Raw genomic sequence first — 25978 nt, 5'->3', positions numbered from 1 at the left:
TTAGATTTAATTAATCATAGAAAAAGCAACTTCATCTGAAGTTGCTTTTTCACTTTATTTTAGCCAGAAGATTCATTCTGTAGCTCTCTCCTATCGGAATTTCCTGTTCAGAAAGCAGTGTCACTTTTTTGCTCCCTAAATTTTTAATCTGATTTAAATTAAGAATAAAAGATTTATGAATCCTTACAAAAGAATTTTCAGGAAGCTGTAACTCCATCGATTTTAAAGTATCCAAAACAATATATTCCTGTTCCGACGTTCTGATATTAACATAATCTTTGATGCTTTCCACATACAAAATATCTTCAAAATTGATTCTGTGCTGCTGTCCGGATGATTTTACAAAGAAATGGGCATCTTCCTTATTTTCATTGATAACAAAACGTTCCTGTGCCTTTAAAGCACTTTTATAAAACCGTTCAAAGGAAATCGGTTTTAGAAGATAATCAACAATGTTGTGCTCATATCCTTCGAGAGCATATTCGGAGTAAGCCGTTGTTAAAATATATTTCAGTTTATTTCCTAAAATTTTCATGAAATTGATCCCTGTAAGTTCAGGCATTTGAATATCAAGAAAAACCAGATCAGATTCATTATTCTGAATAAACTCTAATGCTTCGATAGGATTTTCGGTAGAGAAAATCAGTTCAAGAAAAGGAACTTTCTGAACATAATTTTCCAAAAGAGAAATTGCCAATGGTTCATCATCTACTACAATACATCTAATCTTATTCATTTCGTAAATCAATTTTTAAATCTACGACAAATTCTGTTTGCGAATCCTTTATATTCAATTCATATTTTTTAGGATAGAGGATTTCCAGTCTCTTTTTTACATTCTCAATTCCGATTCCCGAAACGGAATCCTTCATTCTTTCTTTTTTATAATTTAAAAGATAAAAATGCAAGATTTGATTGTTATCCGAAATTTTCATTAGAAAACCTTTATCACGGAAATCTCCGTGTTTGAACGCATTCTCCACAAAAGGAACTAAGATCATTGGTGAGATATTCAATTTAGGATGACTGATATTTTTTTCAAATACTAATAATTCAGGATCTTTGATTCTTAATTTTTCAAGAGCAGTCAAACTATCAATATATCCGATTTCTTTATCTAAAGTGATAGCATCTTCACCCAAATCTTTTGTACTATACCTCAATAGCTGACTCAATTCTTCGAGCGCAGGCAATGCCTTATCCGACTTTTGGTAAACCAAAGAATAAATATTATTTAAAGAATTAAAAATAAAATGCGGATTGATTTGTGTTTTTAAAGCCTGTAATTCCGCTGTTTTTCTAGCTTCAATGAGTTCGGATTTTTCCTGTTCAGCTTTCATGGAATATTTAAAAAACCAAAAAGTTGTACTGATGAAAATTGTTGTACTGCTGTAAAAAATATTATCAAAAAAATAAAATCCGAAACTTATTCCTTTTGCATAATTTCTGATACCGAAAAACTGAGGTAAAAACATCTCTTCTGCAAAATATCTTACCATCACAAATGCCGCTACACCAAGGAAAAAGGCGAAAAAGGATTTATACAGTTTATCTGCATCAAAGAACTTCGGAACTACAATAAAATAATTGACGTAAAAACAAGTAATACTCGTAATAAAAAAGGTAATGTTAAAGATCGTATTCTTTGAATGAAAAACAAAATAAGGAACGAGAACAGCACCCGTTACATAAATTACCCAGAAGAAAAGATGTAGATAAAAAAGCTTGCTTATTTTCATACAACAAAAATAGATTTTATAATAAGTCCAAACCTTATTTTTCGACAAATGGTTCATTTTATCCGATGAAAATTGTTTTATCCTACTTCATTCTGCGTTGGTCGAAACAATATTTCACATCAATCATAGGGCTTATAAATTTGTCAAAAAAATCAATCTCATGAAAACATTGTTATACACGGTTTTAGTTTGTTTATCAACATTCATTTCTGCACAGAAAAAACCATCAGAATATTTCCCAAATCCTAAAACGAAAGTTCTAGTGGTGGGTTCATTCCATTTTGACTATCCTAATCTGGATGCTCACAAAACGGAAAAAAACGATCAGGTCGATGTTTTATCTCCCAAGACTTCACAGGAAGTGACTGAGCTTGTCAATTATATCAAAAAATTTAAGCCCACAAAGATTGCGATTGAAGCATTTCCGAGCTGGAATGCCAATCAGAAATTAAACGAATATAAAGAAGGTAAACACACAAATAAAAGAGATGAAAGATACCAAATTGCGATGCGTACAGCGAAAGAATGTAACCTAAATGAATTGTATAGCATAGATGCCGAATCTGTTTTGGACGATTTGCAGGAAAGATTCGGAAAGACAGATTCATTATATTTTAAAAATCTAAGTGCGGATTATGATTTCTTAAGTGATGATGTCATTTCAAAACAGTATAATAGCTTTTTTAAAAGTACAGAACCTAAAAACTTCAAATCTCTTCTTGAAATGTTCAAATTCATGAACAGTAAAGAATATCATCAATATGAATATGGTGCTTATCTGAATGGAGACTTTAAACTGAGAGAACACGATGGCGCGGATATGCTGGCTTTGTACTGGTACAACAGAAACCTTAGAATGTTCAGAAATATTCAGAATATTCCTCATAATTCTGAAGATCGGATCTTAGTAGTGGTTGGAAACGGCCATGCTTCTGTTTTAAGACAGTTATTTACCTCATCACCAGAATTTGATTACATCGAATTTGATTCATTAAAGTAAAAATTACAACACCTTATAAACCTGACAACATATTTAATTACTTAAAATAGCTACTGTAATTTGTAACAAAAAATATTTTTCTGCGTCTAACCCTATAGTAGAAAAAAACATTATGAAAAAAACGATTATTGCTTTATCTTTTTTGGGAACTATATTCACATATGCTCAGGAAAAAACCAATAGCCCAGTTAAAGAAAAGCAAATTGAAGGGGTAACCATTACTAAAACTAAAAAAGCCGTTGAACAAAAAGCTGACCGTACGATTTTTGATTTTTCTGAACAGCCTGCTCTAAATTCCGGTTCATCCCTAGAAGGTATTAAAAAACTTCCGGGTATGGTAGTGACCGACATCGCAGGAATGATGTACCAGGGAAAACCTTTACAGGTATATATGGACGGAAGACCATTGAATATTTCCACCAACGACTTAACTGCCTTTTTAGAAGGAATGCCTGCTTCTTCTATTGAAAGAATGGAAGTAGTAACACAGCCAGGCGCAGAATTTCCGGCAACTTCAGGAGGTGCAATTTTAAATATTATTACTTCTAAATCTGCCAAAAGCTATCTTACAGCCACCTATTCCGGAGGATACCGTTTTTCGGATTATGATAAATTCAGAAATAAGTTTAACAACAGTATTGTTCTAAACTCCAAAAACAAGTGGTTCGGGTGGCAATTCAGTGCAGGACAGACTTATAATGAGTCATTCAGCAGTAATGAAATGGATGACGTATCGAAAGGATTTAATGATAAATATGCCCGCTCATATTTCGCAAAAGCGGCTACTACTTTTGAACTAGGGATGGACAGGTTATTATTGAATTACGACTTCTTTACTTCCAATAATGATTCTTATAATACTTCTGAAGGAACAGCGAATTTTGAATATCCTCAAAAATCTCAAAATTTTGTAACAGCTGATTATATTAATGATGGGAAAAGTAAAAACCAAAACTATAGAAACGAGTTTACAGCAACTTATCAGAAAAGATTTAATGATAAAAGCCAAAAATTAGATTTCAAATTCAATTATGCTAATTTCCGAAACAATTTTGACCAAAATGCGATCAATACAATTTATATTCCTAATACGAACCCTGTGATGCAGCCATCTCCTGCAGAAAATGCTTCTACTCAAAATGCCTACAATATGAGAGTGGATTATTCTCAGCCGATCAAGCTTTTGGAAGAAGGAAAAATCAGCGTAGGAGGTATGTATGATAAATTGGATTTTGAGACAGATTTTATGGGCATTGAAAATCTCGATTACCAAAGGCAGACTGCTTCTATGTACGCAGAATTGAATACTAAACTTAAAAAATTCAGCTTCATAGCAGGTTTGAGAGCGGAAGACTATGACATTTCCGGAAAATCCTTAAACTTAGACAATGGAAAGTGGGATGATTTAAGAGCATTTAAAAAATTCCAGTTGTTCCCCAATGCAAGTATCCAATATGATATTGCCAAATCATTCTATTTCAATCTGAATTATAACCGAAAGATTACTTTGCCGAGTACAGGACAGTTAAACCCTAACAATACGACCTTCCAAAATCCTAATGTAAACATTTCAGGAAATCCGAATGTTCAGCCTACCATTTTCGATAATTTCGAAGCCAAACTAAGCGCTTTTGATTATGCCTTTATTAGCTATAACGTAAGCAAGGTAAGCGACCAGGTAATGATGTACGTGGAGAAAGACGGGTATAACATTTCCCAAACTAATGTTAATATCAGCTCTTTAACGCAACACAGTTTCAATATTGGTTTGCCAGTTCCGTTGATGATATTCAGCAAACCATTGAGCGAAATCATGAAATTCGACTTCAATCCTGACAAGATTAATTTTCTTTATTTCTATGCAGGATACCAATTTCAGAATATTAAAGAAATTACGGATAAGAAAGGGATGTGGTTCTTTAATGTATCAGGACAATTTATTCTTCCGAAGGGAATTAAGTTTTCTCCAACTTTGTCTTATTCAACCAAAGGGAATTATTATTTCTTCCAATCTACCCAACCGATCATGAATCGTGTTGACCTGAATCTGAGCAAGAAATTTGACAGTGACCGATTGACAGTAAGCCTTTTTGCCAACGATATCTTCAACAGCAGCAGAATGAATTTCAAAACGGTAAATACTCCTACTCCTATCTATCTGAATAACCGATGGGACAGCCGAACTTTCGGAATTTCTGTAAATTATAAAATTCCTACGAGGAATAAACTGGCTAAAGTAGATCAAAATATTCTCAACACCGAAACTCCAAAAGATGACAATGGCGGAGTACTGAATCAGGGACAGTAATATATACAATCGAAAACGAGTCAGCAATATTTTGCTGACTCGCTTTCTTTAACAATATAATTTAAAAATCAATTGTATGGAATCTCCATTCCAACGTATCAATCAGTGTCAATTGATTTAAATGTAAAGGTAAATCCGTTATTATTTTTAAGGTCAGATTGGCCATCATACTTCCTACAATTCCTGGTAATGCGCCCAGAACTCCCAGGCTGTCGCAATCAGGAAGATTTTCATCGAAAGGCGGTTCTGGGAAAATATCCCGCAAATTTTTGCTTCCGTTACAATTGAAAATCGCAACCTGTCCTGAAAAACCAAGAATACTTCCGTACACTAAAGGCTTTTTCAGTTTCACACAAACATCATTAACTAAATATCTCGTTTTAAAATTATCCGACCCGTCGATAATAATATCAAACCCGGAAATAATTTCTTCTGCATTAGCCTCATTAATCTTTTGCTCTATTCCAATAAATTTAACCTGATGATTTAGCTTTTTCACAAATTCTTCAGCACTTTTCACTTTAGAAATCCCAATAGAGTTTTCATTATGAATGGTTTGTCGGTTCAAATTATGGAGTTCAACCTCATCAAAATCTGCTACTCCTAACTTACCGACTCCTGCTGCAGCTAAATATTGGATTACAGAACCTCCCAGACCTCCTGCTCCAATCACCAATACTTTAGCATTCATAATTTTTCGCTGACCTTCCAATCCTATTTCCTCTATAAAAATTTGTCGACTATATCGTGCAAAAACATCTTCGTTTTTCATTTTCTTTTCTGATTTATTTGAACCATTAAGATTTTTTTAGAAGTTGAGAAGAATTAAGTATTCACAAGTGAATAAAATAAGCTGAATACTAAAAAATATTTTCCAATATTTTCTTAATTAGACTTAACCCTTAAATAAAATCTTAATGGTTAAAAATGTTTTAAACTCCACTATAAACAGCATCCCAATCTTTCATAATTGGATCATAGCCGGCTTTTTTAATAATCGTTTTAATTTCTTCCATACTTCTTTCATCACTGGTCTCAAATTGCTCCAAAGATTCTTTATCAACTGCATAACCGCCTGGATTGGTTTTTGAAGCCGCGCTCATTGCCGTTGCTCCCAGTGATATGATATGATCCCTGAACTTTTCATTTTCTCTTGTAGAAATAGAAATTTCCAACTCTTCATTCCAGATTCTGTAAGCGCAGATCAATTGCAACAAATCTCTGTCTGACATGATAAAATTAGGTTCAATAATTCCTTCCGCGGGCCGAAGCCTCGGAAAAGAAACCGAATATCTGCTCTTCCAGTATTGCTTCTGAAGATAATCAATATGGAGGGCATTGAAAAAACTGTCAACCCTCCAGTCTTCCAGACCAAGCAAAACTCCTAATCCTATTTTATGAATCCCTGCTTTTCCTATTCTGTCAGGTGTCTCCAGACGAAAATTGAAGTTGGATTTTTTTCCTTTCGGATGATATTCTTTATACACTTCCTGATGGTAGGTTTCCTGATAAACTAAAACGGCATTCACACCCACATCATGTAACTGTTTATATTCTTGCTCCGACAAAGGCTGAACTTCAATGGAAATGTTGGCAAAATGAGGCTTTAACAAATGAACAGCATTCAGAAAATAATCAATTCCGACGGTTTTGTTTGCTTCTCCGCTGACCAACAGCACATGATTCACCCCCATCGATTTTAAAACCGTCGCTTCAATCATCAATTCTGTATCAGTCAGCGTTTTTCTCTTAATGGAATTATCTAAGCTAAAACCGCAATAGGTACATATATTCTGGCATTCATTACTCAGATACAACGGAGCGTACAGCTGAATCGTTTTTCCGAAACGTTTTTGAGTAAGCTGTTGTGTCATTTTTGCCATTAATTCCAGCTTCTGAACAGCAACAGGAGAAATAAGATTCAGAAAATCATCGATGGTTTTACTACTTTTTTGAAGGCTTCTTTCAACATCGGCTAAAGTTACTTTTTCAAATCTTGCTCTAATTTCATCCCATTGATAGCTTTCAAAAAAATCTTTAAAACTTTTCATAAAAATTAATTTTTAATCAAACAAAAAAGAAGTCAACGGACTTGATGCTTCCGCATGTTGAGCAATTGATCCCAAACCTGCTTCAAAAGCTCTTCTTCCGGCAATGACTCCTTCTTTAAAAGCCAAAGCCATACTAACAGGATTTCCTGCAACTGCAATTGCCGTATTTACTAAAACGGCATCAGCGCCCATTTCCATCGCTTTTGCTGCATCAGAAGGAGCTCCGATTCCCGCATCTACCACAACCGGGACATTACTTTGACTGATAATAATTTCCAAAAAGTCTAATGTTTTCAATCCTTTATTGGTTCCGATTGGCGCCCCCAAAGGCATTACCACCGCCGTTCCCACATCTTCAAGACGCTTGCACAGGACCGGATCAGCATGAATGTAAGGCATTACCACGAATCCTAATTTCGCCAGTTCTTCCGTCGCATACAATGTTTCAATGGGGTCGGGTAATAAATATTTTGGATCGGGATGAATTTCCAGCTTTACCCAGTTCGTTTCTAATGCTTCTCTGGCTAATTGTGCCGCTAAAACCGCTTCTTTAGCTGTTCTGGCCCCTGATGTATTAGGTAAAAGGTGTGTTTTTGTTGGTTTTAACGCATTCAGTAAATCATCTTCTGAAGATTGCGAATCAATACGTTTTAAAGCCATTGTTACCATTTCACTGCCCGAAGCAATGATGGAATCGGTCATTTCCAAAAGATTCCCAAATTTTCCTGTTCCTAAAAACAATCTTGATTCGAAAGTTCTGTCTGCTATTATTAGTGGCTGATTTTTCATCTGTTTTTTATTTTTCTAAGTTCATTTATAATCATGACTGAAGGACTGCTTTAAATTCCCTGATTACCGAGGGTTGATTTGTAATTTGTCCTGAAACCGAAACTCCGTAAATTCCAATATTCTGTAACACTTCTGTATCTTCCAAAACCACTCCTCCGATGGCAAATATTTTAGGAATTTCTAAAGATCTTTCTTTTAAGCTCTCCACGATATTCTGATACCTCTCAAAACCTAAAATAGGGCTCAGTTGCTCTTTAGTTGAGGTAAATCTTAAAGGACCTAAGCCGATGTAATCACAAGGTTCATTCATTCTTTGGAGAACATCTGAAATCGTATTTGCCGTTCCTCCAATGATTTTATTTTCTCCTAAAATATTCCGAGCAACTTCAATTGAGGTATCTTTTAGTCCTAAATGAATACCATCGGCATCAATATCTTTTGCAATCTGAACATGATCATTTATTATGCAAACCGAATGATAATCTGAACATAATTTTTTCGAAATCTCACAAAGTCTTATGAATTCCTGCTCCGGAGCATTCTTCCAGCGAACCTGAATCCATTGTATTCCATTGTCAAGAGCTTTTCGGATATTCAGCTCCTGATTTTCTATGGTAAATCCCTGAGAGATATATTGTAATTTTTCCATTTTTATTTTTTAAACGCAAAGAGCGCAAAGATTTTTTTAATACTAATTGTTTTTAAGCTCGCTAAGGCGTTTGACTACGTCGAATCTTCGATTTAACTTAGCAAAGAATAAACATTTACATCATAATTTTAAGAGTGAAATCCCAATAAAGAAGAATTGCTTGTTAAAAATTGTTCAATGTATTGTTTTCCTTTTCTACAGGCTGTTTCTAAATTTTCACCTTTTGCTAAATGACTTACAATTGCAGAAGAAAGCACGCAACCCGAGCCATGTTTTGGATAATAATCAGAAGACGTATCATGGGGTTCAATAGATATTTCTTTCCCGTTTTGAATTAAAATATCTGTCCCTAACTTGTCTTTTCTGTGACCTCCTTTAATTAAAAGCGAACACTGTTTTTCAAGATTTTCAAAAAGATGGTTTTCTTTTAAAACCTTGTATTCATTATAATTTGGAGTAATTAAATCAATCTGTTTCAAAGGATTTCTTACCTGTGAAACTGTATTGAGATCAAAAAAAGAAAACTCAGAAGTGCTTTTTAACACAGGATCCCAAACAATTTTGGTTTCGGAATTATTTAATTTAATCCTAGTAATAATTTCATTTAAATCCCCCGCATCTTTTACCACCCCGATTTTCACGGCTTCAATAGGGTAGTTTTTCATTAAAACATCAATTTCCAATACAATTTCTTTTATCGGCCTCCATTGAAGATTAAAAAACTGTGATTCCGTCTGTAGGGTCATTGCCGTGCAAATTCCAAATCCCTGAACTTTTAATTGCTCCATCGTTTTTATATCTGCTAACAAGCCAGCTCCGCCACTTGGATCGAAACCTGCAATACTCATTACGAAAGGACGTTCTGTCTGCATTTCCTGAAAATTTGTACTGGTTCATCACTTTCCCAAATCGACCCTAACAAGGCTACTCCGTCCACTCCATGACTGAAGATTTCACGAATATTGTTTTCATTAATTCCTCCCAAAGCAATTAGCTTCACTTTTGAGTTCTCCCGTCTTATAATATCATTTAAAATAGTTGAATTTTCTCCGTAACCCTTTTTAGAAATACTCGGAAAAACAGGACTGACAAATGCGTATTCCCATTCGTTACCCAATTCATTAAAGGCTTCAATATCATGCACAGACGTTGAAATGATTTTATCCTTAAAAGATTGATGCAAACCATTCTGCCTGTCAATTTCCCTGAAATGAAGTCTTGAAATCTTAAAATCTTTCGCTAAGTCATAATGACTGTGCAAAACCAGTTGAGAACGAAACCCAGGATCTATCTTTTGGATAAAATCCGCCATTTCTTCTGAGCTGATAAAGGCCTTTCTGATATGCAGCAAATCCAAACCTTTCTGAAACAATTCATTACTTATTTCAGTTTCGTTTTGAACCAATTCTTCGGGAGTGATTACGATGATCATATATAAATTTCCTTCCCTTTTTCGATGAATTCCTGTGATTTATCTAACATTCCTTTTTCTGCAGATTCACGGATTTCCTGTGTAATCTTCATGGAACAGAATTTAGGTCCGCACATCGAACAGAAATGTGCAATTTTTGCTCCGTCGGCAGGAAGCGTTTCATCGTGGTAAGATCTTGCCGTATCCGGATCTAGTGAAAGATTAAACTGATCTTCCCATCTGAACTCAAATCTTGCTTTACTTAGTGCATTGTCTCTGTACTGAGCTCCGGGATGTCCTTTCGCCAAATCAGCAGCATGAGCGGCTAATTTATAAGTAATCACTCCAACTTTTACGTCATCTTTGTTCGGAAGCCCTAGATGTTCTTTCGGAGTTACATAGCACAGCATCGCACAACCGAACCATCCAATCATTGCAGCTCCGATTCCCGAAGTGATGTGATCATAACCTGGTGCAATATCCGTAGTCAATGGACCTAAAGTGTAAAATGGCGCTTCATGACATTCTTCCAGTTGTTTGTCCATATTTTCTTTGATCATATGCATCGGAACGTGGCCTGGACCTTCGATCATCACCTGAACATTATGTTTCCAGGCAATTTTTGTAAGCTCGCCTAAAGTTTCCAGCTCTGCAAACTGCGCTTCATCATTGGCATCGGCAATTGAACCCGGACGAAGACCGTCTCCCAAAGAGAAAGCAACGTCATATTTTTTCATGATTTCGCAGATTTCCTCAAAATGCGTGTACAAAAAGTTTTCTTTATGATGAAAAAGGCACCATTTTGCCATAATTGAGCCTCCTCTGGAAACAATTCCCGTCACACGTTTTGCGGTTAAATGAATATATCTCAGTAAAACTCCGGCATGGATCGTGAAATAAGAAACCCCTTGTTCTGCCTGTTCAATCAAGGTATCTTTAAAAATCTCCCAGGTCAGATCTTCTGCAACTCCCTTTACTTTTTCCAATGCCTGATAAATCGGAACCGTCCCAATCGGAACCGGACTGTTTCTGATGATCCATTCTCTGGTTTCATGAATATTTTTTCCTGTTGATAAATCCATGATCGTATCTGCTCCCCATCGGCAAGCCCAGACTGCTTTTTCAACTTCCTCTTCAATGCTTGATGAAACGGCACTATTCCCGATGTTGGCATTAATTTTAACCAAAAAATTTCTTCCGATGATCATCGGTTCGCTTTCCGGATGATTGATATTATTAGGGATAATTGCTCTTCCGGCTGCAATTTCATCTCTTACAAATTCAGGAGTGATTTTATTTTTCGGAGTTCTTGCGCCAAAGCTATTTCCCTCATGCTGAAAAGCCATTTCTTTTGAAACAGAATCCAGCTGTTCAATTCTTTGGTTCTCTCTAATGGCAATGTATTCCATTTCAGGAGTGATAATTCCCTGTTTTGCATAGTATAACTGGGTAACTTCGTGTCCTTCCTTTGCAACTTTCGGTTTATGGTTGTAAGAAAAACGTAATGTATCTAGTTTTGAATCAGCAAGACGGGTTTTTCCGTATTCAGAAGTAATTCCATCAAGAATTTCAACATCATTTCTGTCTAAAATCCATTGTTCTCTGATTCTTGGAAGTCCTTTTTCGATATTGATTTCAGAGTTTTCATCCGTATAAGGGCCTGATGTATCGTAAACGGTAACAGGAGGATTATATTCTAGAGTTCCGTTGGATAATTTTGTCGGACTTAATTCTATTTCGCGCATTGCCACATTGATCGGGTGAATTTTCCCTTCAACATAGATTTTTTTTGAGTTCGGAAACGGCGAACGTGTGATGTTATGAGCCATATAATAATTGTTTTTTATATAGATTAACCGCCTTGAGTAGCAGTGATAATTAAAATTGAATCTTTGTTGCTGAGAAATGTTTCCGCCCAGAATGGCTGCGGAATAATGCGATTGTTAAGTGCTACGGCAATACCTTTTCGTTTTTGGGGTATTTCAATAGCAAGTAATGCTTCCAGTGTTTCAGGAAGTACATCAAAAGTTCTGAGTGTGTGATTGATTGTGAGCTCCATTCCTAAATTTTTAAATACACTTTAGGAATGCCCGCCATTGTACAATAGAATGTACAGCAAAGTCATTTCACTTTTCCCTACGCTAGTATGATCTAGAAATCAGGTTCAAAGGGTAAAATCTCAGCCTGTTTTATCAACAGACACCCCTAAAGCTGAAACGAAGGTAGACATTTTTTTGAAATGAGCAAAATTTTGTCTTTTGAAAATAAAAAAGAGCGATGAATAAACACCGCTCTTTATTTAAAATATTTTTAGTCTTGAAAGATTATTTTCGTTTTTTAATATTTAGCTTAAGAACCTTTACTCTATTTCACAAGCCTTCCAGACCGCATCATTTTGTGGAACGGGAGCAATAATTTCTATCTTTTCCTTAGTAACAGGATGAATAAATTCCAGTTTTCTGGCATGAAGGTTAATTCCTCCATCTGGATTTGAACGAGGTGAACCGTATTTTAAATCCCCTTTAATTGGAGTTCCGATTTTTGACAGTTGAGCACGGATCTGATGATGTCTCCCTGTTTCCAGATCGATTTCCAGTAAAAGATAATTGTCTAGTTTTTTAATTACATTATACATAAGAATTGCTTCTTTTGCTCCATCAGTGGCTTTTGGAAAAACAATAGCTTTATTATTCTTTTCATTTTTCTTTAGATAATGCACCAGCCTCTGAGATTGCGGAATCATTTCTTTTGCCACAACTGCCCAATACGTTTTCTTGACCTCTCTATTTTTAACCATCTGAGTCAGACGAGATAAAGCTTTGGAAGTTTTAGCATAAATCACCAAACCTGAAGTCGGCCTGTCGATACGATGAACTAAACCGAGGAAAACATTCCCCGGTTTATTATCTCTTTTTTTTATAAAGTCTTTGATTAATTCTAATAATGATTCATCACCGGTTTTGTCTCCCTGTACAAGCTGGCCGACTTTTTTATTAACCACCAAAATATGGTTGTCTTCATAAACAATCTGTTCCTTCATAGATTTACTGACGATAAGTAGGCCTATTTACGATGGAAAGAATAATGCCTCCTAAAAGACCGATTGTTTTAATCGATTCTAATTTTGTTCCTAATGGAATAAATAAACCTCCCAGTACACAAATGGCCGCTGCAGCATACATTGCATAAACAAAGTTCTTATTGCTCAGCAAAGGTGCCTGAAGAAAAAAGCTGATTCCTATTAAAACATAAAAAACTTTTCGTGAAAGTAAGCTATTGATTTCCGGAGAAAAGAAATTAAACCATCCCGCTGCAAGACAAACCAGAGCAACAATTGATAAAATTCCTTGGGTAGACTGTTGGTTTCTCATGAATTAGTAACTTTCATTTTCATTAGGGAAATCCTGACTCTTCACATCTTTTACAAATTGAGCAACTGCTCCTGTAATTTCTGTATATAAATCAAGATATCTTCTTAAAAATTTCGGACTGAAACCTTTGTTCATTCCAACCATATCGTGGTATACTAAAACCTGTCCGTCACAGTGAGGGCCGGCTCCTATTCCGATTGTCGGGATAGAAATTGATTCTGTTACTTTCTTAGCAAGCTCTGCCGGAATTTTCTCCAGCACAACAGAAAAACATCCCAATTCTTCCAAAAGCAGGGCATCAGCAATCAGTTTTTCAGCTTCAGCTTCTTCTTTAGCTCTTACTTTATAGGTTCCGAATTTATAAATAGACTGTGGTGTCAATCCAAGATGTCCCATCACCGGAATTCCGGCATTGATAATTTTTTTAATAGATTTTGAGATTTCCTTACCTCCTTCAATTTTCACAGCATGTGCACCACCTTCTTTCATCATCCTAACCGCAGATTCCAATGCTTTTTCGGGATTACTCTGATAAGTTCCGAAAGGCAAATCCGCAACAACCAAAGCTCTGTCGGTCCCTCTCACGACACTTTGAGAATGATAAATCATCTGATCTAAAGTAATAGGCAGTGTTGTTTCAAAGCCTGCCATTACATTGGCTGCAGAATCCCCTATCAAAACCGCATCTATTCCTCCTGCATCTACCATTTTTGCAGTCGTGAAATCGTACGCCGTCAGCATTGTTATTTTTTCCTTGTCGAATTTCATTTTACGCAAGGTTTCAGTGGTAACTTTCTTAATCTCAGAATGAACAGACATAATGTATCTATTTTTTAAAGTTAAAAAGTCGGCCCTAAGCCGACTTAAAGTTTCGTATGATTTTTATAAAACTACGTGACCTAGTTTCATTAATTTGTCGTGGTTAAGAATTTTGATATTTCTCCCGTCTACTTCGATAAGACTATCTTGTTTAAACTCGGAAATCAAACGGATGGCGCTTTCTGTTGCCGTCCCGATAATGTTTGCAATTTCTTCTCTTGTTAAAGAAATCTTGATAAATCCTTCCGGATCTACTCCTAATTTTTGCTCAAGAAGCAATAATATTTCTGCTAATCTTTCTCTCACTGTTTTCTGAGCCAGGAAAGTGATGGTGTTGGAAGACTCCCCCAATTCATAAGAAATTTTCTGAAGCATCACAAATGAAAGCTGAGAATCAACCTCCAAGAGGTGCATGAAAACATCTGAAGGAAGGAAAGTACACTCAACATCTGTCATAGCTTCAGCTTTTGCCTGAAAATTCTCGCCACAAAGCAGAGCACGATACCCGATGATATCGCCTTCTTTTATAAATCTTAAAATCTGGTCTTTTCCAAAAGCTCCTGATTTAGATAGTTTAGCAGCACCTTTTTCCAAAACATATACTCCTTTTGGGATTTCTCCGTCTTCGAAAATGATGTCATGCTTTTGAAAACTCATTTTTTTCTTTGCGCTAATGTATTTCTCAAAATCTGCATTAGAAAGTCTTTCTTTGAATGATTTATCATTAAAAACTCTGGCAAATCTTTCTTCAATAGCGAGCTGTTGTTCCTGCGGCATTTTAATATGACATTTATCACAAAAATAGAACTTTTTAACTCGATAAACAAAAAAAATTGTTATAATTTTGTGCTTCAATAATTTATGAAGGTGAGCGAGAACTGTTTTCATTGTGGTCAAGGGATAGAAAAGGAACAAATTCTGTTTGACGAAAAAGTCTTTTGTTGCAACGGCTGCAAATCTGTCTACGAAATTCTGAATACCAATAATTTAAGTAATTTCTACGAACTGAATAAGAGAGCCGGAATTCGTCCAAGTGATGAAAACTCCACTCAGTTTGATTATTTAGATACTCCTGAAATTTTTGATAAGATCACCGATTTTTCGGAAGGAGGAACAAGTCTGGTCACATTCAAAATCCCGGTAATCCACTGTTCATCTTGCATTTGGCTATTGGAAAGCCTTCATACTTTAAATAAAAACATTAAGTATTCTCAGGTTAATTTCACCAGAAAGACCTTACAGATCTCTTTCAACCATAACGAATTAAAATTAAGCGAATTAGCTAACTTTTTAACCAATTTAGGATACAAACCTGTCATTAGCCTTGAAACTGCAGACAAAAACGTTGATCATCTCGACAAATCTCTATTGGTAAAATTTGCGATTGCAGCTTTTGCCTTCGGTAACGGAATGTTTTTAGCCTTCCCGGAATATGTAGGCGGAGAAGATTATTGGATGGACCATTACAAAGGTCTTTTCAGAACCCTGATGTGCCTTTTGGCCGTTCCTGTTGTATTCTATTCAGCGTCTGACTATTATAAATCGGCTTGGTATGGATTAAAAAATAAAATTGTCAACATTGATGTTCCTATCGTTTTGGGAATTATTGTTCTTTTCGGGCGAAGTCTTTACGAGATCGTAACGGATTATGGACCAGGATATTTCGATACATTGTGCGGGCTTTTATTCTTCATGCTTTTAGGTAAAATCTTTCAGAAAAGAACTTACAATGCGCTTTCCTATGATAGAGATTACAAATCTTTTTATCCCATTGCTGTAACTAAGGTTGATTTTGATGGAAAACAGGATAATATTCTTCTTTCCGAAATAAAAATCGGTGACAGAATTTTGGTTAGAAATCAGGAAATCATTCCTGTTGATGCTATTCTGATTAACGGCGAAGGAAATATTGACAACAGCTTTATCACAGGAGAAAGCGCCACAATCAGTAAACAGCCCGGAGATAAAATTTTTGCCGGAGGAAAACAGATTGGATCCTCTCTGGAACTGGAAGTCATAAAAAATGTCGATCAAAGCTACCTGACCCAATTGTGGAATAAAGAAGCTTTTAAAAAGCACGAGACAGGTCTTGATACATTAACCAACAACATCAGTAAATATTTTACATTCATCATTTTAGGAATCGCATTACTCTCAGGAATTTACTGGGCAACTGTTGATTTGGAAAAAATGTTCCAGGTAATTTCTGCCATTCTGATTATCGCATGCCCATGTGCACTTGCCCTATCCGCCCCGTTCACTTTCGGACACATTATGAGGATTTTAGGTCGAAATAAATTCTATGTAAAAGATACCTTAACCATAGAAAAAATCGCAAAACTGGACACGATTGTTTTTGATAAAACAGGAACCATTACCCACAGAAAAAAATCGAATATCAAATATGAAGGTTCTGAGATTCAAGATTTTGATTTACAAAACATTAAAACTCTATTAAAAAACTCTAACCATCCGCTTTCAAAGTCTTTATATGAGTTTATTGAAATTAATGATGACTATTTCCCTGTTGAAAATTTCATGGAAATTTCCGGGAAAGGATATGAAGCGAACGTAAGAGGAAATATCTATAAAATCGGTTCAGCAAGCTATAACAATCAGGAATCTAAAAATTTAGAGACTGCCGTTTATATCAGTAAAAATGATGAATTCTTAGGGAAGTTTATCTTCAAAAACGAATACCGACCGGGACTTGCTAATCTATTCAAAAAGCTTACAGGCTATAAAATCTTTATCTTAAGTGGTGACAATTCTTTTGAAGAGAGTCAGCTTAAACAACTGATTCCTAATTATCAGGGAATGGCATTTAACCAAAACCCTGAAGACAAACTGAATTATATCAAAACCTTACAGGATAAAAACCTAAAAGTAGCGATGTTAGGAGACGGACTGAATGATGCAGGAGCATTAAAACAAAGTAATGTAGGAATTGCCATTGCTGACGACACCAACAGCTTTACTCCATCTTCCGATGTGATCATGAATGGTGAAAAAGTGGTTACTTTAGACAAATACCTAAATGTATGCAAAGGCTCGATCACCATTGTGAAAATGACATTTATAATCAGTTTTCTTTATAATGTTATCGGTTTAAGTTACGCAGTTACAGGACATATGCATCCGCTTTTTGCTGCATTGATTATGCCTGCAAGTTCTATCACCGTGGTTTCGTTTACCACACTTTCGACCTGGATTTTAGGAAGAAAATATTTCAAAAAACAGGCGTAAAAGAGGCTTATTTAGACTGATTTTAAATTAACCAAAACCCGTATTTCGTGATGAATGTCATTATTTTTCACTAAATTTGAACCCCGAAAATAGGTTAATTTTGTTGTCAAATGGATATTCTATATTTAATGATCCTATGCAGTGTTTCTTTAGCTGCGATTTTCTTGGTCGTATTTATAGTGTATGCCAAAAAAGGGCAGTTTGAAGATGATGAATCTCCTGCTGTCAGAATTCTTTTTGATGATGAAGTCAAAGAGGAAGAAATTGGCAACAAAGAAACAGACAAAAAAGAAATAGGAAAATAATAAAATTGAAGAAAAAAGTGAATAGTTGATATGGAGACACAAAAGTTTAGTTATGACAATAGCATTGTCCGTGCATTCCTCTACGCGACCATAGTATTTGGTCTTATTGGATTCACGTTCGGGCTTACGGCAGCATTAATGCTTTTCTACCCTGAACTTCCCGAATTTTTATTCGGAACAGATGATACAACAATTAAAAGTTTGGCATCGGGGAACATTCAAGGGTTAATAAACACTCATGGTGCGTTCGGATTTGGTAGAATCAGAATGTTGCACACAAACACAGTAATCTTTGCATTCGTATGTAATATCGTTTACACAGGTATTTATTACTCATTACAGAGATTATTAAAAACAAGAATGTACAGTGATACATTATCTTGGTTACATTTCTGGACTTGGCAGTTTATGATTGTTGCTACGTTCGTTACTTTCTTTATGGGGATCAACACCTCTAAAGAGTATGCAGAACACGAATGGCCAATCGATATCTTAATTGCATTCTCTTGGATTATTTTCGGAGCCAATATGTTCTTAACTATTGCAAAAAGAAGAGTAAGACACCTGTATGTAGCGATTTGGTTCTACATCGGTACTTGGATTGCAGTAGCCATGCTTCACATCTTCAATAACCTAGAAGTTCCTTTATCTTTCACAGGATGGAAATCATATTCAGCATATGCAGGGGTAAAAGATGCTATCGTACAATGGTGGTATGGTCATAATGCAGTAGCATTCGTATTAACGACTCCGGTTTTAGGTTTGATGTATTATTTCTTACCAAAAGCTGCAGATAGACCTGTTTTTTCTTATAAATTGTCTATTATTCACTTCTGGTCATTAATTTTCGTATACATTTGGGCTGGTCCTCACCACCTTCAATATACTGCACTTCCGGCTTGGGCTCAGGCAGTGGGAACAGGTTTCTCGATTATGCTAATTGCACCATCTTGGGGAGGTATGTTAAATGGTCTTCTTACCTTAAGAGGAGCTTGGGATAAAGTAAGAGAAAATCCTATTCTAAAATTCTTCGTTGTAGCTGTTACGTGTTATGGTATGGCAACGTTCGAAGGTCCGCTTTTGGCAACTAAAAATATTAATAAAATTGGTCACTTCACAGACTGGGTTATTGGTCACGTACACTTGGGAGCTCTTGGATGGAATGGTTTCATGGCATTCGGGGTTATCTACTACCTGGTTCCAATCATGTGGAGAACAAAAATTTGGTCTGTAAAATTAGCTAACTGGCATTTCTGGTTAGGAACTTTAGGAATTATTTTCTATGCAGTACCAATGTATATTTCAGGATTTACTCAAGGGTTAATGTGGAAACAATTCAACCCGGACGGAACATTATTGTGGAAAAACTGGCTGGATACCGTAACTGCAATTATTCCTTACTTTAAAATGAGATTCTTAGGAGGAGCATTCTATATTTCAGGAGCTATCCTAATGATTATAAACGTTGTTGCTACTGTAAGAAAAGGATCATTCCAGAAAGAAGTTCCTGCAGAGGCACCAGCTTTGGCAAACATCAGCAAAAACAGAAAAGAAGGAGAAGGAACTCACCTTTGGTTAGAAAGAACACCAGTATTATTGGGTATTCTATCTTTCATCACGATCTCAATTGGTAGTTCAGTGGAAATTATTCCTACTCTATCTCTTAAGAAAAGTGTACCTACCATTTCTGCCGTGAAACCTTATTCTCCGCTAGAATTAGAAGGTAGAGATATTTATATCCGAGAAGGATGTAACGCCTGTCACTCACAGATGGTAAGACCATTCAGAGATGAGATCGTAAGATTCAACGGTAAAAACGGACAATACTCAAAAGCCGGAGAGTTTGTATATGACAGACCATTCCTTTGGGGATCGAAAAGAACAGGACCGGATTTACATAGAGAAGGAGGTAAAAACCCAAGTTCTTGGCACTATAAGCATATGTATAATCCAAGATCTACGTCTGCAGGTTCTATCATGCCTCGTTACCCTTGGTTAATTGCTACAGATTTAGACAGATCTAAAATGGTAGCTAAAATGCAGCTTATGAAAGGAACATTTGATGTACCTTATACAAAAGCTGAGATTGATTCTGCAAACTCTTGGGCAGATAACCAGGCTAAGAAAATTGTAAAAGATATCTTCTCTGAAGCCAATGACCTGAAACAGGAATATGCAAAGAGACCTGATGTAAAACTAGAGAAAAAAGAAGTTGTAGCTCTTATCTCTTATTTACAAAGATTAGGTACAGATATTAAGACAACTGAAATTAAAACAGCAAGTAATAACTAAAACGTTAAAAAGTCTATGATTCCTCAGAACTTTAAAGATATATTATCCAATACAGAAAATGCTGGTTTTTACCAGACACTGGCTCTGATTTTCTTTATACTGTTCTTCGTAGCTTTGATCATATATGTTTTTAGCAGACCTAAAAAGTATTACAAAGAAGAAGAAGAGGCTCCTCTGCAGGATGATGAAGATGATTTTAATTTAAAAAATTAAACTATTTATTATGAAACAAAGAACACCGGTTGTTGTAAACATTTTAATAATAATTGGACTTCTAATAGTTTTTTATTATTTGTTTGTACAAAGCTACTCGTTTTTAACGTCTCCTTATTTCTGGGGAACTGTAGTCATAAGTGCAATTTTGGCTTACATTCACAGTGCAATTGGAGATTTAATTGAAAATAATAAATTCAAAAAACTATCTGCAGAAGAAAAAGCAGCATACTTAGCAGAAAAGAAAATTCCTTTCTTGAGAAGAATGTATGATGCGGCTTTCAAAAAGCAATCTGATACAGAAGAAAAAGATATCCTTATCGACCACGGTTTCGACGGAATCATGGAGTTGGATAATCAATTACCAAAATGGTGGGTAGGTTTATTCTATTTTGGGACTGCTTTTTGTATTGTATATGTTGCAGCATTCTCTTTTACCGATTTCGCTCACCCGTTAAGCGAATATGAAAAAGAATATAAAGAGCAAATGGCAGCTATTGAAATTTATAATGCAAGCCAGCCTCCAGTAACGATTGAGACAGCAAAATATTCAGCTGATAATATTGCAGAAGGTAAAGAGTTATTCAAAACCAACTGTGCATCTTGTCACAAAGAAGATGGTAGTGGTGGTATCGGGCCGAACCTGACAGATAACTTCTGGATAAACCAGCCGGAGAAAACATTATTCAAAAACGTTTTCCATATGGACTGGAACGGTTCTCCTAACAACCCTACGATGAGACCATTCGGTAAAAACGGAGAAGTTTCTGGTGCTGAAATTGAAAAGATTGCAGCGTATGTATATCACATCAATCAGGAAATGCCTCCAGTAACACCTGCTCAGGGTGGAGCTGCTCCTCAGGGAACAGAAGCTCACTGGGAAAAAGAATAATTTTAAAAAAAATTAAGTCATATGAAAAACATAATTGGTTATTAGAATAAAATAGTAACGAATTATGTTTTTCTTTTTTAAATATATTACGCAATGTCAGAAATAGAAGAAATAGAAGCAAGAGGAGGACAAGGACAGGTACTCGATCCCGAAACTTATAGAGACTCTATTGGCACCATGGAACAATCGGGAAAAAGAAAATGGGTCTTCCCGAGAAAACCAAAAGGAAAATATACCAACTACAGAAATATTGTAAGCTATATTTTGCTTATTATTTATTTTACAGTCCCATTTATTAAGATTAACGGTAACCCTTTAATCCTATTTAACGTTATTGACAGGGAGTTTTTCATTTTTGGACAGCCTTTCTACCCTCAGGACTTTTTCATTCTTACATTAGGAGCTATTGCGTCCCTTATTTTCATTATTGTATTTACGATTGCATTCGGAAGAATTTTCTGCGGGTGGATATGTCCTCAGACAATTTTTATGGAATCTATATTTCGTAAAATAGATTATCTGATTGAAGGGGACAGAAATAAGCAGATGAAACTGGACCGCCAGGAATGGAATTCCGAAAAAATCTGGAAAAGAAGTTTGAAATGGACGGTGTTTATTATTATCTCTTTAATTATTACTCACTTTATGTTCATGTATATCGTAGGGTATAAAGAAGTATTTAATATTGTATCACAAGGTCCGTTTGCCCACCCTACCAACTTCATGGTAATGATTCTGTTTACCGCAGCATTTTATTTTGTATTTGCTTGGTTCAGAGAGCAGGTTTGTACTTTGGTTTGCCCTTACGGAAGACTTCAGGGAGTATTGATTGATAAAGATACCATCAATGTATTCTATGATTTCAAACGTGGAGAAAACAGATCTAAATGGAGAAAAGGTGAAGACAGAAAAGCGGCAGGAAAAGGAGATTGTATAGATTGTCACCAATGTGTCGTGGTTTGTCCTACTGGGATTGACATCAGAGACGGACAACAGCTGGAATGTGTAAACTGTACCGCTTGCATTGATGCTTGTGATGAAGTAATGGAAAAAGTAGGCCTGCCAAAAGGATTGATCAGATATGCCTCCGAAAACGAAATTGAAAAACAGACTCCGTTCAAGTTTACCGGAAGAATGAAAGGTTTTGCCATCCTTCTTTTAGTATTGGTAGGATTTTTAGGTTATTTATTGTCAAGCCGTGGAGAAATGGAAGCCAAATTCATCAAACCGGCGGGAAGCACATTCTTTGTAAGAGACGGAAAAATTACCAATACTTACAATTATACATTCTTAAATAAAACGAATGATAAAAAGGTGGTAACGATAAAAGTAATTGAACCAAAACATGGAGAAATTATTTACAGTGCTTCAAGCAAGATTACAGTAGAAAGAGATAAGATCTCAAAAGGGACAATCAATATCAGTTTTCCGGAGAATGAAATGAAATTATCTAAACAAAATATTACGATAGGCGTTTATGATATGAAAGGTAAGCTTGTTGATTCTTATCAGACGTATTTTGAAGGACCTTTTAAATTACAATTTTAATTTTTAGTATGAAAAACTTTAGTTGGGGACACGGTATTGTAATTGCATTGGCTGCATTCATTATTTTTATTTTATCGATGATGTTTCTTTTTACAAACGGGCAGAAGAATTCTGAAATGGTAACGGATAATTATTATGAAGAAGAGCTGAAATACCAGGATGTAATTGATGCTAAAAAAAGAGCCGATGATTTGCAGGAAAAACCTGTATATAAGCAAGATAAATCGGGAATTACTATATCTTTTCCTAAAGATTACGACAATTCCAATACTACGGTAAAATTTGTTTTAAACAGAACTGACGATCAGAATTTAGATATACATAAAGCTGTACAACTTGATGCCAATAAATCTTTTACCATTCCTAGTCAGGTTTTAAGACTTGGAAATTATACGTTGAGATTGACCTGGACCAAAGACAAGACAGACTACAGAATGGACTATGATGTGATATGGAAATAGCACTTATTGTATCGGCAATCGGCTTAGGCTTCGCATCCGGCTTTCATTGTATCGGAATGTGCGGCCCTATTGCTTTGTCGATGGGATTAACTAAAAAGCAGGCCACCAATTATTACCTTCAAAATCTGACGTACCAATTCGGAAGAATATTCACTTATTCTCTTTTGGGTGCTATCTTGGGAATTATTGGCGAGGGATTTGAAATGGCCGGTTTTCAAAAATACTTAACCATTTTAGTGGGAGTTTTATTGATTATCATGGCTTTATTTTCTTTCGGAGGGAAAGATTTTGCCTCCAAGATTCCTCTCTTTTCTAAATTTCTGTTTTCTGTAAAATCGAATTTAGGAAAGCTTCTTCAGAAGGCAGATTACCGTTCCAGATTTACTACAGGTATTCTCAATGGTTTTTTACCTTGCGGAATGGTTTATATGGCATTGACAGCAAGCCTGGCAAGTGGAGGAATCTGGCAGGGCGCTTTATATATGTCTCTATTCGGATTGGGGACACTTCCGTTTATGTTTGCGGTAGTTTTAGTAGGAAATCTCATGAATCAGGCTTTCAGAGTGAAAGTTTTAAAAGTAATTCCTGTGGTAATGATCGTTTTAGGAGGATTATTTATTCTTCGGGGTCTTGAGCTCGGAATTCCTTATATCTCACCGCCTGCAGCAGCTATGACCGTTTCCAAGGATAATCAAGGAGACTGCCATTTACCCGGTGATCACAGCACCCATAATCATAACAATACAAATTGTCATTAATCTATTAAACCAACACATATGAAAAAGATTTTATTTTTACTTGTAATCAGCCTTTTTGCCCTTCAATCGTGTACGGTAAACTCGGAAATTGTATTTCATAAGGATGCAGCCTCTACAGCATTGATGGATATTGATATGAAAGATGCCATGGCCATGTTCAAATCTATGATGCCGGATTCTGTAAAAAATGATAAAAAAGAACTTGCAGAACTGGAAAAGCTTCCAAGAACATGGACAAGCCTTTATGAAATGGAAAAAAAGGAGGGAAAGTTAAAAACAACCAATCCAGATTCCATCAGAATCATGAAAAAGGTATTCATGAAATCTAATTTTGATAAAGATGAACTTGCAGGTTTTTCTATGAAGATGGATCACTTTACAAAAGCAGATTACAATACGATAGGCAATATGTCTAAAAACGAAAAACTTCCTATCGATCAGATGGCTTTAAATATGTGGGATGGAAAAACCCTTACCATAGATACTGAAAATTTAAATATCAACGGCTTTAAAGATATTCTTTCAGGAAAAGGGCTTCCGGGAGAAGATGATACTACAGCTGAATCCGCCTCATCTATGATGAAAATGATGCTGAAGAAAATGAGTACGACCATAAAATTTGAAAACAAGATAAAGTCTATCTCAGGAAAGCACGACTGGATCACCAAAGTAGATGATCATACGATAAGAGTGGATTACAATCTGAATGAAATGTTCGGAGACTCCCAAAAACCACTTAAAAATTCAGATAAGAAAATCGTTATCGTTACTGAATAAAAAATAAACCCACCAGAAAAATCCGGTGGGTTTTTATATAAAATATAGTCTGATTAGTTAATCAAATCGAATCTTGCGTACTCAGCAATTTTCTTAGGAAGTTTAATTCCTTCTGCAGTTTGATTATTCTCAAGCACAGCAGCCATTATTCTTGGCAACGCCATTGCAGAGCCGTTTAATGTATGAACCAGTTGAGATTTCCCATCCGCTTTGTAACGGCATTTCAACCTGTTGGCCTGGAAAGTTTCAAAGTTAGAAACAGAACTTACCTCCAACCACATTTCCTGAGCAGCACTCCACACTTCAAAATCATACGTCATTGCAGAAGCAAAGCCAGTATCTCCACCGCAAAGTCTTAATACTCTGTAAGGAAGCTCAAGATCCGTTAAAATTTCTTTGATATGTTCTACCATTTCTTCCAGAACAGCATAAGAATTCTCAGGCTTTTCAATTCTTACGATTTCCACCTTTTCAAACTGGTGAAGGCGGTTCAGTCCTCTTACATGTGCTCCGTAACTTCCCGCTTCTCTTCTGTAACACTGAGAGAAGGCCGTGTTTTTGATCGGAAGATCTTTTTCGTCCAACAATACATCACGGTACAAATTAGTCACCGGAACTTCCGCTGTAGGAATCAAATACAAATCGTCTGCTCCAACGTGGTACATCTGGCCTTCTTTATCCGGCAACTGCCCTGTTCCGTATCCGGAAGCTTCATTCACAACGTGAGGCGGATTTACTTCCATATATCCTTTCTCAATATTCTTATCTAAAAAATACTGAACCAAAGCTCTTTGTAATCTCGCTCCTTTCCCTAAATACACAGGAAATCCTGCTCCGGCAATTTTTACTCCCAATTCAAAATCGATAAGATTGTATTTTTTTGCCAGTTCCCAGTGAGGAATTGCTCCTTCACCTAATCCTTCCACATCATGAGACTGATAGATTATTTCATTATCATCTGCAGAAGCACCATTTTTCACCAATTCATTCGGGATGTTAGGAATTTGATATAAAATATCCAGTAAAGCTTTTTCTTTTACATCCAATTGAGATTTCAATTCCGACGTCGACTCTTTATATTGTGCTGTTTTAGATTTTGCAGATTCAGCTTCTTCTTTTTTCCCTTCTTTCATTAACATTCCGATTTCTTTGGAGATTTTGTTAATTTCGGAAAGCTGGGAATCTAGTTCAAACTGAATTTTTTTTCTTTCTTCGTCAGTAGCAATAGCCTCGTCTACCAACTCAAGATTCTTGAATTGTCTTTTCTTAAGACCTTCTAAAACGCGTTCTTTGTTGTCGCGCAAAAAATTGACTTGTAACATAAAAGTTTAATGTTTAAAAGTTTTAGG

Annotated in this window: 26 protein-coding genes and 1 riboswitch; of the genes, 11 read left to right on the top strand and 15 right to left on the bottom strand. The window is 35.8% G+C overall.

Features of this window, described 5'->3' with window-relative positions; genetic code table 11:
• Positions 1–49 precede the first annotated feature (49 nt).
• The gene (locus CLV73_RS15540) at positions 50–736 is read right to left on the bottom strand and encodes a LytR/AlgR family response regulator transcription factor (protein WP_100377770.1); all 687 of its coding nucleotides are present in this window, start codon (positions 734–736) and stop codon (positions 50–52) included.
• Entirely contained in the window at positions 729–1739 is a 1011-nt protein-coding gene (locus tag CLV73_RS15535; protein ID WP_100377769.1) for a sensor histidine kinase, read from the bottom strand. The genes CLV73_RS15540 and CLV73_RS15535 overlap by 8 nt, the downstream gene beginning before the upstream one ends.
• A gap of 160 nt (positions 1740–1899) precedes the next feature.
• Here CLV73_RS15535 and CLV73_RS15530 point away from each other — a divergent pair, with 160 nt between their 5' ends.
• Together CLV73_RS15530 and CLV73_RS15525 are read left to right on the top strand one after the other, a co-directional pair.
• On the top strand, positions 1900–2739 hold the full coding sequence (locus CLV73_RS15530; RefSeq protein WP_100377768.1) for a DUF5694 domain-containing protein: 840 nt from the start codon (positions 1900–1902) through the stop codon (positions 2737–2739).
• A gap of 112 nt (positions 2740–2851) precedes the next feature.
• Entirely contained in the window at positions 2852–5047 is a 2196-nt protein-coding gene (locus CLV73_RS15525) for a TonB-dependent receptor domain-containing protein (protein WP_100377767.1), read from the top strand.
• 61 nt (positions 5048–5108) lie between these two features.
• On the opposite strand, the gene CLV73_RS15520 is transcribed toward CLV73_RS15525, so the two are convergent.
• The 12 genes from CLV73_RS15520 to CLV73_RS15465 all read right to left on the bottom strand — a co-directional run bounded on the left by CLV73_RS15520 (position 5109) and on the right by CLV73_RS15465 (position 14914).
• Positions 5109–5819 carry a HesA/MoeB/ThiF family protein gene (locus CLV73_RS15520; protein ID WP_100377766.1) on the bottom strand — a complete coding sequence of 237 codons (711 nt, stop codon included), beginning with the start codon at positions 5817–5819 and terminating at the stop codon, positions 5109–5111.
• 160 nt (positions 5820–5979) lie between these two features.
• Positions 5980–7098, bottom strand: coding sequence for a 2-iminoacetate synthase ThiH (gene thiH / locus CLV73_RS15515; RefSeq protein WP_100377765.1), 1119 nt, complete (start codon positions 7096–7098; stop codon positions 5980–5982).
• Positions 7099–7110: 12 nt separating this feature from the next.
• Positions 7111–7887 carry a thiazole synthase gene (locus tag CLV73_RS15510; protein WP_100377764.1) on the bottom strand — a complete coding sequence of 259 codons (777 nt, stop codon included), beginning with the start codon at positions 7885–7887 and terminating at the stop codon, positions 7111–7113.
• Positions 7888–7918: 31 nt separating this feature from the next.
• Positions 7919–8536 carry a thiamine phosphate synthase gene (locus CLV73_RS15505; RefSeq protein WP_100377763.1) on the bottom strand — a complete coding sequence of 206 codons (618 nt, stop codon included), beginning with the start codon at positions 8534–8536 and terminating at the stop codon, positions 7919–7921.
• Between the two features lie 128 nt (positions 8537–8664).
• Complete coding sequence (locus CLV73_RS15500; protein WP_100377762.1) at positions 8665–9408, bottom strand: hydroxymethylpyrimidine/phosphomethylpyrimidine kinase; 744 nt, start codon at positions 9406–9408, stop codon at positions 8665–8667.
• Positions 9384–9968, bottom strand: a complete 585-nt coding sequence (locus CLV73_RS15495; RefSeq protein WP_100377761.1) for a thiamine phosphate synthase — start codon at positions 9966–9968, stop codon at positions 9384–9386. Before CLV73_RS15495 ends, CLV73_RS15500 begins: the two co-directional genes overlap by 25 nt.
• Positions 9965–11776, bottom strand: a complete 1812-nt coding sequence (gene thiC, locus CLV73_RS15490; RefSeq protein WP_100377760.1) for a phosphomethylpyrimidine synthase ThiC — start codon at positions 11774–11776, stop codon at positions 9965–9967. The genes CLV73_RS15495 and thiC overlap by 4 nt, the downstream gene beginning before the upstream one ends.
• Before the next feature lie 23 nt (positions 11777–11799).
• Complete coding sequence (thiS, locus tag CLV73_RS15485; protein WP_100377759.1) at positions 11800–12006, bottom strand: sulfur carrier protein ThiS; 207 nt, start codon at positions 12004–12006, stop codon at positions 11800–11802.
• Between the two features lie 57 nt (positions 12007–12063).
• A riboswitch (TPP riboswitch) is annotated at positions 12064–12164 on the bottom strand.
• 142 nt (positions 12165–12306) lie between these two features.
• Entirely contained in the window at positions 12307–12987 is a 681-nt protein-coding gene (locus CLV73_RS15480) for an RluA family pseudouridine synthase (protein WP_100377758.1), read from the bottom strand.
• A gap of 4 nt (positions 12988–12991) precedes the next feature.
• Positions 12992–13318 (bottom strand): hypothetical protein, encoded by a 327-nt coding sequence (locus tag CLV73_RS15475; protein WP_100377757.1) that lies wholly within the window; start codon positions 13316–13318, stop codon positions 12992–12994.
• Between the two features lie 3 nt (positions 13319–13321).
• The gene (gene panB / locus CLV73_RS15470) at positions 13322–14137 is read right to left on the bottom strand and encodes a 3-methyl-2-oxobutanoate hydroxymethyltransferase (protein ID WP_100377756.1); all 816 of its coding nucleotides are present in this window, start codon (positions 14135–14137) and stop codon (positions 13322–13324) included.
• A gap of 63 nt (positions 14138–14200) precedes the next feature.
• A complete protein-coding gene (locus CLV73_RS15465) occupies positions 14201–14914 on the bottom strand; it encodes a Crp/Fnr family transcriptional regulator (RefSeq protein WP_100377755.1) in 714 nt (237 codons plus the stop codon).
• A 90-nt stretch (positions 14915–15004) separates the two neighbouring features.
• Between CLV73_RS15465 and CLV73_RS15460 the strand changes: the two genes are divergently transcribed.
• From CLV73_RS15460 to CLV73_RS15420, 9 genes are all read left to right on the top strand, one after another.
• Entirely contained in the window at positions 15005–17383 is a 2379-nt protein-coding gene (locus CLV73_RS15460; RefSeq protein WP_185116784.1) for a heavy metal translocating P-type ATPase, read from the top strand.
• 110 nt (positions 17384–17493) lie between these two features.
• A complete protein-coding gene (gene ccoS / locus CLV73_RS15455) occupies positions 17494–17688 on the top strand; it encodes a cbb3-type cytochrome oxidase assembly protein CcoS (RefSeq protein ID WP_100377753.1) in 195 nt (64 codons plus the stop codon).
• A 30-nt stretch (positions 17689–17718) separates the two neighbouring features.
• Positions 17719–19980 carry a cytochrome-c oxidase, cbb3-type subunit I gene (ccoN, locus tag CLV73_RS15450; RefSeq protein WP_100377752.1) on the top strand — a complete coding sequence of 754 codons (2262 nt, stop codon included), beginning with the start codon at positions 17719–17721 and terminating at the stop codon, positions 19978–19980.
• A gap of 15 nt (positions 19981–19995) precedes the next feature.
• Positions 19996–20193, top strand: a complete 198-nt coding sequence (locus tag CLV73_RS15445) for a cbb3-type cytochrome oxidase subunit 3 (RefSeq protein ID WP_039370054.1) — start codon at positions 19996–19998, stop codon at positions 20191–20193.
• A gap of 10 nt (positions 20194–20203) precedes the next feature.
• Positions 20204–21085 carry a cbb3-type cytochrome c oxidase N-terminal domain-containing protein gene (locus tag CLV73_RS15440; protein WP_100377751.1) on the top strand — a complete coding sequence of 294 codons (882 nt, stop codon included), beginning with the start codon at positions 20204–20206 and terminating at the stop codon, positions 21083–21085.
• A gap of 93 nt (positions 21086–21178) precedes the next feature.
• Positions 21179–22633, top strand: a complete 1455-nt coding sequence (ccoG, locus tag CLV73_RS15435) for a cytochrome c oxidase accessory protein CcoG (protein ID WP_100377750.1) — start codon at positions 21179–21181, stop codon at positions 22631–22633.
• Positions 22634–22641: 8 nt separating this feature from the next.
• Entirely contained in the window at positions 22642–23094 is a 453-nt protein-coding gene (locus tag CLV73_RS15430) for a FixH family protein (RefSeq protein ID WP_100377749.1), read from the top strand.
• Positions 23085–23852, top strand: coding sequence for a sulfite exporter TauE/SafE family protein (locus tag CLV73_RS15425; RefSeq protein WP_100377748.1), 768 nt, complete (start codon positions 23085–23087; stop codon positions 23850–23852). The genes CLV73_RS15430 and CLV73_RS15425 overlap by 10 nt, the downstream gene beginning before the upstream one ends.
• An 18-nt stretch (positions 23853–23870) precedes the next feature.
• The gene (locus tag CLV73_RS15420; protein WP_100377747.1) at positions 23871–24629 is read left to right on the top strand and encodes a hypothetical protein; all 759 of its coding nucleotides are present in this window, start codon (positions 23871–23873) and stop codon (positions 24627–24629) included.
• 53 nt (positions 24630–24682) lie between these two features.
• On the opposite strand, the gene serS is transcribed toward CLV73_RS15420, so the two are convergent.
• Positions 24683–25951, bottom strand: coding sequence for a serine--tRNA ligase (gene serS, locus CLV73_RS15415; RefSeq protein ID WP_100377746.1), 1269 nt, complete (start codon positions 25949–25951; stop codon positions 24683–24685).
• Between the last annotated feature and the right edge of the window lie 27 nt (positions 25952–25978).

The organism is Chryseobacterium geocarposphaerae (genome assembly GCF_002797535.1).
Classification (GTDB): Bacteria; Bacteroidota; Bacteroidia; order Flavobacteriales; family Weeksellaceae; genus Chryseobacterium; species Chryseobacterium geocarposphaerae.
The sequence above is the reverse complement of the archived record's forward strand: the minus strand, read 5'-3'. Positions and strand labels throughout refer to the sequence as shown.

What these genes read in the sequence shown, in the direction of transcription:
- CLV73_RS15540 (WP_100377770.1), bottom strand. Translation starts at nt 736, where the DNA reads ATGAATAAGATTAGATGTATTGTAGTAGATGATGAACCATTGGCAATT.
- CLV73_RS15535 (WP_100377769.1), bottom strand. Translation starts at nt 1,739, where the DNA reads ATGAAAATAAGCAAGCTTTTTTATCTACATCTTTTCTTCTGGGTAATT.
- CLV73_RS15530 (WP_100377768.1), top strand. Translation starts at nt 1,900, where the DNA reads ATGAAAACATTGTTATACACGGTTTTAGTTTGTTTATCAACATTCATT.
- CLV73_RS15525 (WP_100377767.1), top strand. Translation starts at nt 2,852, where the DNA reads ATGAAAAAAACGATTATTGCTTTATCTTTTTTGGGAACTATATTCACA.
- CLV73_RS15520 (WP_100377766.1), bottom strand. Translation starts at nt 5,819, where the DNA reads ATGAAAAACGAAGATGTTTTTGCACGATATAGTCGACAAATTTTTATA.
- thiH (WP_100377765.1), bottom strand. Translation starts at nt 7,098, where the DNA reads ATGAAAAGTTTTAAAGATTTTTTTGAAAGCTATCAATGGGATGAAATT.
- CLV73_RS15510 (WP_100377764.1), bottom strand. Translation starts at nt 7,887, where the DNA reads ATGAAAAATCAGCCACTAATAATAGCAGACAGAACTTTCGAATCAAGA.
- CLV73_RS15505 (WP_100377763.1), bottom strand. Translation starts at nt 8,536, where the DNA reads ATGGAAAAATTACAATATATCTCTCAGGGATTTACCATAGAAAATCAG.
- CLV73_RS15500 (WP_100377762.1), bottom strand. Translation starts at nt 9,408, where the DNA reads ATGCAGACAGAACGTCCTTTCGTAATGAGTATTGCAGGTTTCGATCCA.
- CLV73_RS15495 (WP_100377761.1), bottom strand. Translation starts at nt 9,968, where the DNA reads ATGATCATCGTAATCACTCCCGAAGAATTGGTTCAAAACGAAACTGAA.
- thiC (WP_100377760.1), bottom strand. Translation starts at nt 11,776, where the DNA reads ATGGCTCATAACATCACACGTTCGCCGTTTCCGAACTCAAAAAAAATC.
- thiS (WP_100377759.1), bottom strand. Translation starts at nt 12,006, where the DNA reads ATGGAGCTCACAATCAATCACACACTCAGAACTTTTGATGTACTTCCT.
- CLV73_RS15480 (WP_100377758.1), bottom strand. Translation starts at nt 12,987, where the DNA reads ATGAAGGAACAGATTGTTTATGAAGACAACCATATTTTGGTGGTTAAT.
- CLV73_RS15475 (WP_100377757.1), bottom strand. Translation starts at nt 13,318, where the DNA reads ATGAGAAACCAACAGTCTACCCAAGGAATTTTATCAATTGTTGCTCTG.
- panB (WP_100377756.1), bottom strand. Translation starts at nt 14,137, where the DNA reads ATGTCTGTTCATTCTGAGATTAAGAAAGTTACCACTGAAACCTTGCGT.
- CLV73_RS15465 (WP_100377755.1), bottom strand. Translation starts at nt 14,914, where the DNA reads ATGCCGCAGGAACAACAGCTCGCTATTGAAGAAAGATTTGCCAGAGTT.
- ccoS (WP_100377753.1), top strand. Translation starts at nt 17,494, where the DNA reads ATGGATATTCTATATTTAATGATCCTATGCAGTGTTTCTTTAGCTGCG.
- ccoN (WP_100377752.1), top strand. Translation starts at nt 17,719, where the DNA reads ATGGAGACACAAAAGTTTAGTTATGACAATAGCATTGTCCGTGCATTC.
- CLV73_RS15445 (WP_039370054.1), top strand. Translation starts at nt 19,996, where the DNA reads ATGATTCCTCAGAACTTTAAAGATATATTATCCAATACAGAAAATGCT.
- CLV73_RS15440 (WP_100377751.1), top strand. Translation starts at nt 20,204, where the DNA reads ATGAAACAAAGAACACCGGTTGTTGTAAACATTTTAATAATAATTGGA.
- ccoG (WP_100377750.1), top strand. Translation starts at nt 21,179, where the DNA reads ATGTCAGAAATAGAAGAAATAGAAGCAAGAGGAGGACAAGGACAGGTA.
- CLV73_RS15430 (WP_100377749.1), top strand. Translation starts at nt 22,642, where the DNA reads ATGAAAAACTTTAGTTGGGGACACGGTATTGTAATTGCATTGGCTGCA.
- CLV73_RS15425 (WP_100377748.1), top strand. Translation starts at nt 23,085, where the DNA reads ATGGAAATAGCACTTATTGTATCGGCAATCGGCTTAGGCTTCGCATCC.
- CLV73_RS15420 (WP_100377747.1), top strand. Translation starts at nt 23,871, where the DNA reads ATGAAAAAGATTTTATTTTTACTTGTAATCAGCCTTTTTGCCCTTCAA.
- serS (WP_100377746.1), bottom strand. Translation starts at nt 25,951, where the DNA reads ATGTTACAAGTCAATTTTTTGCGCGACAACAAAGAACGCGTTTTAGAA.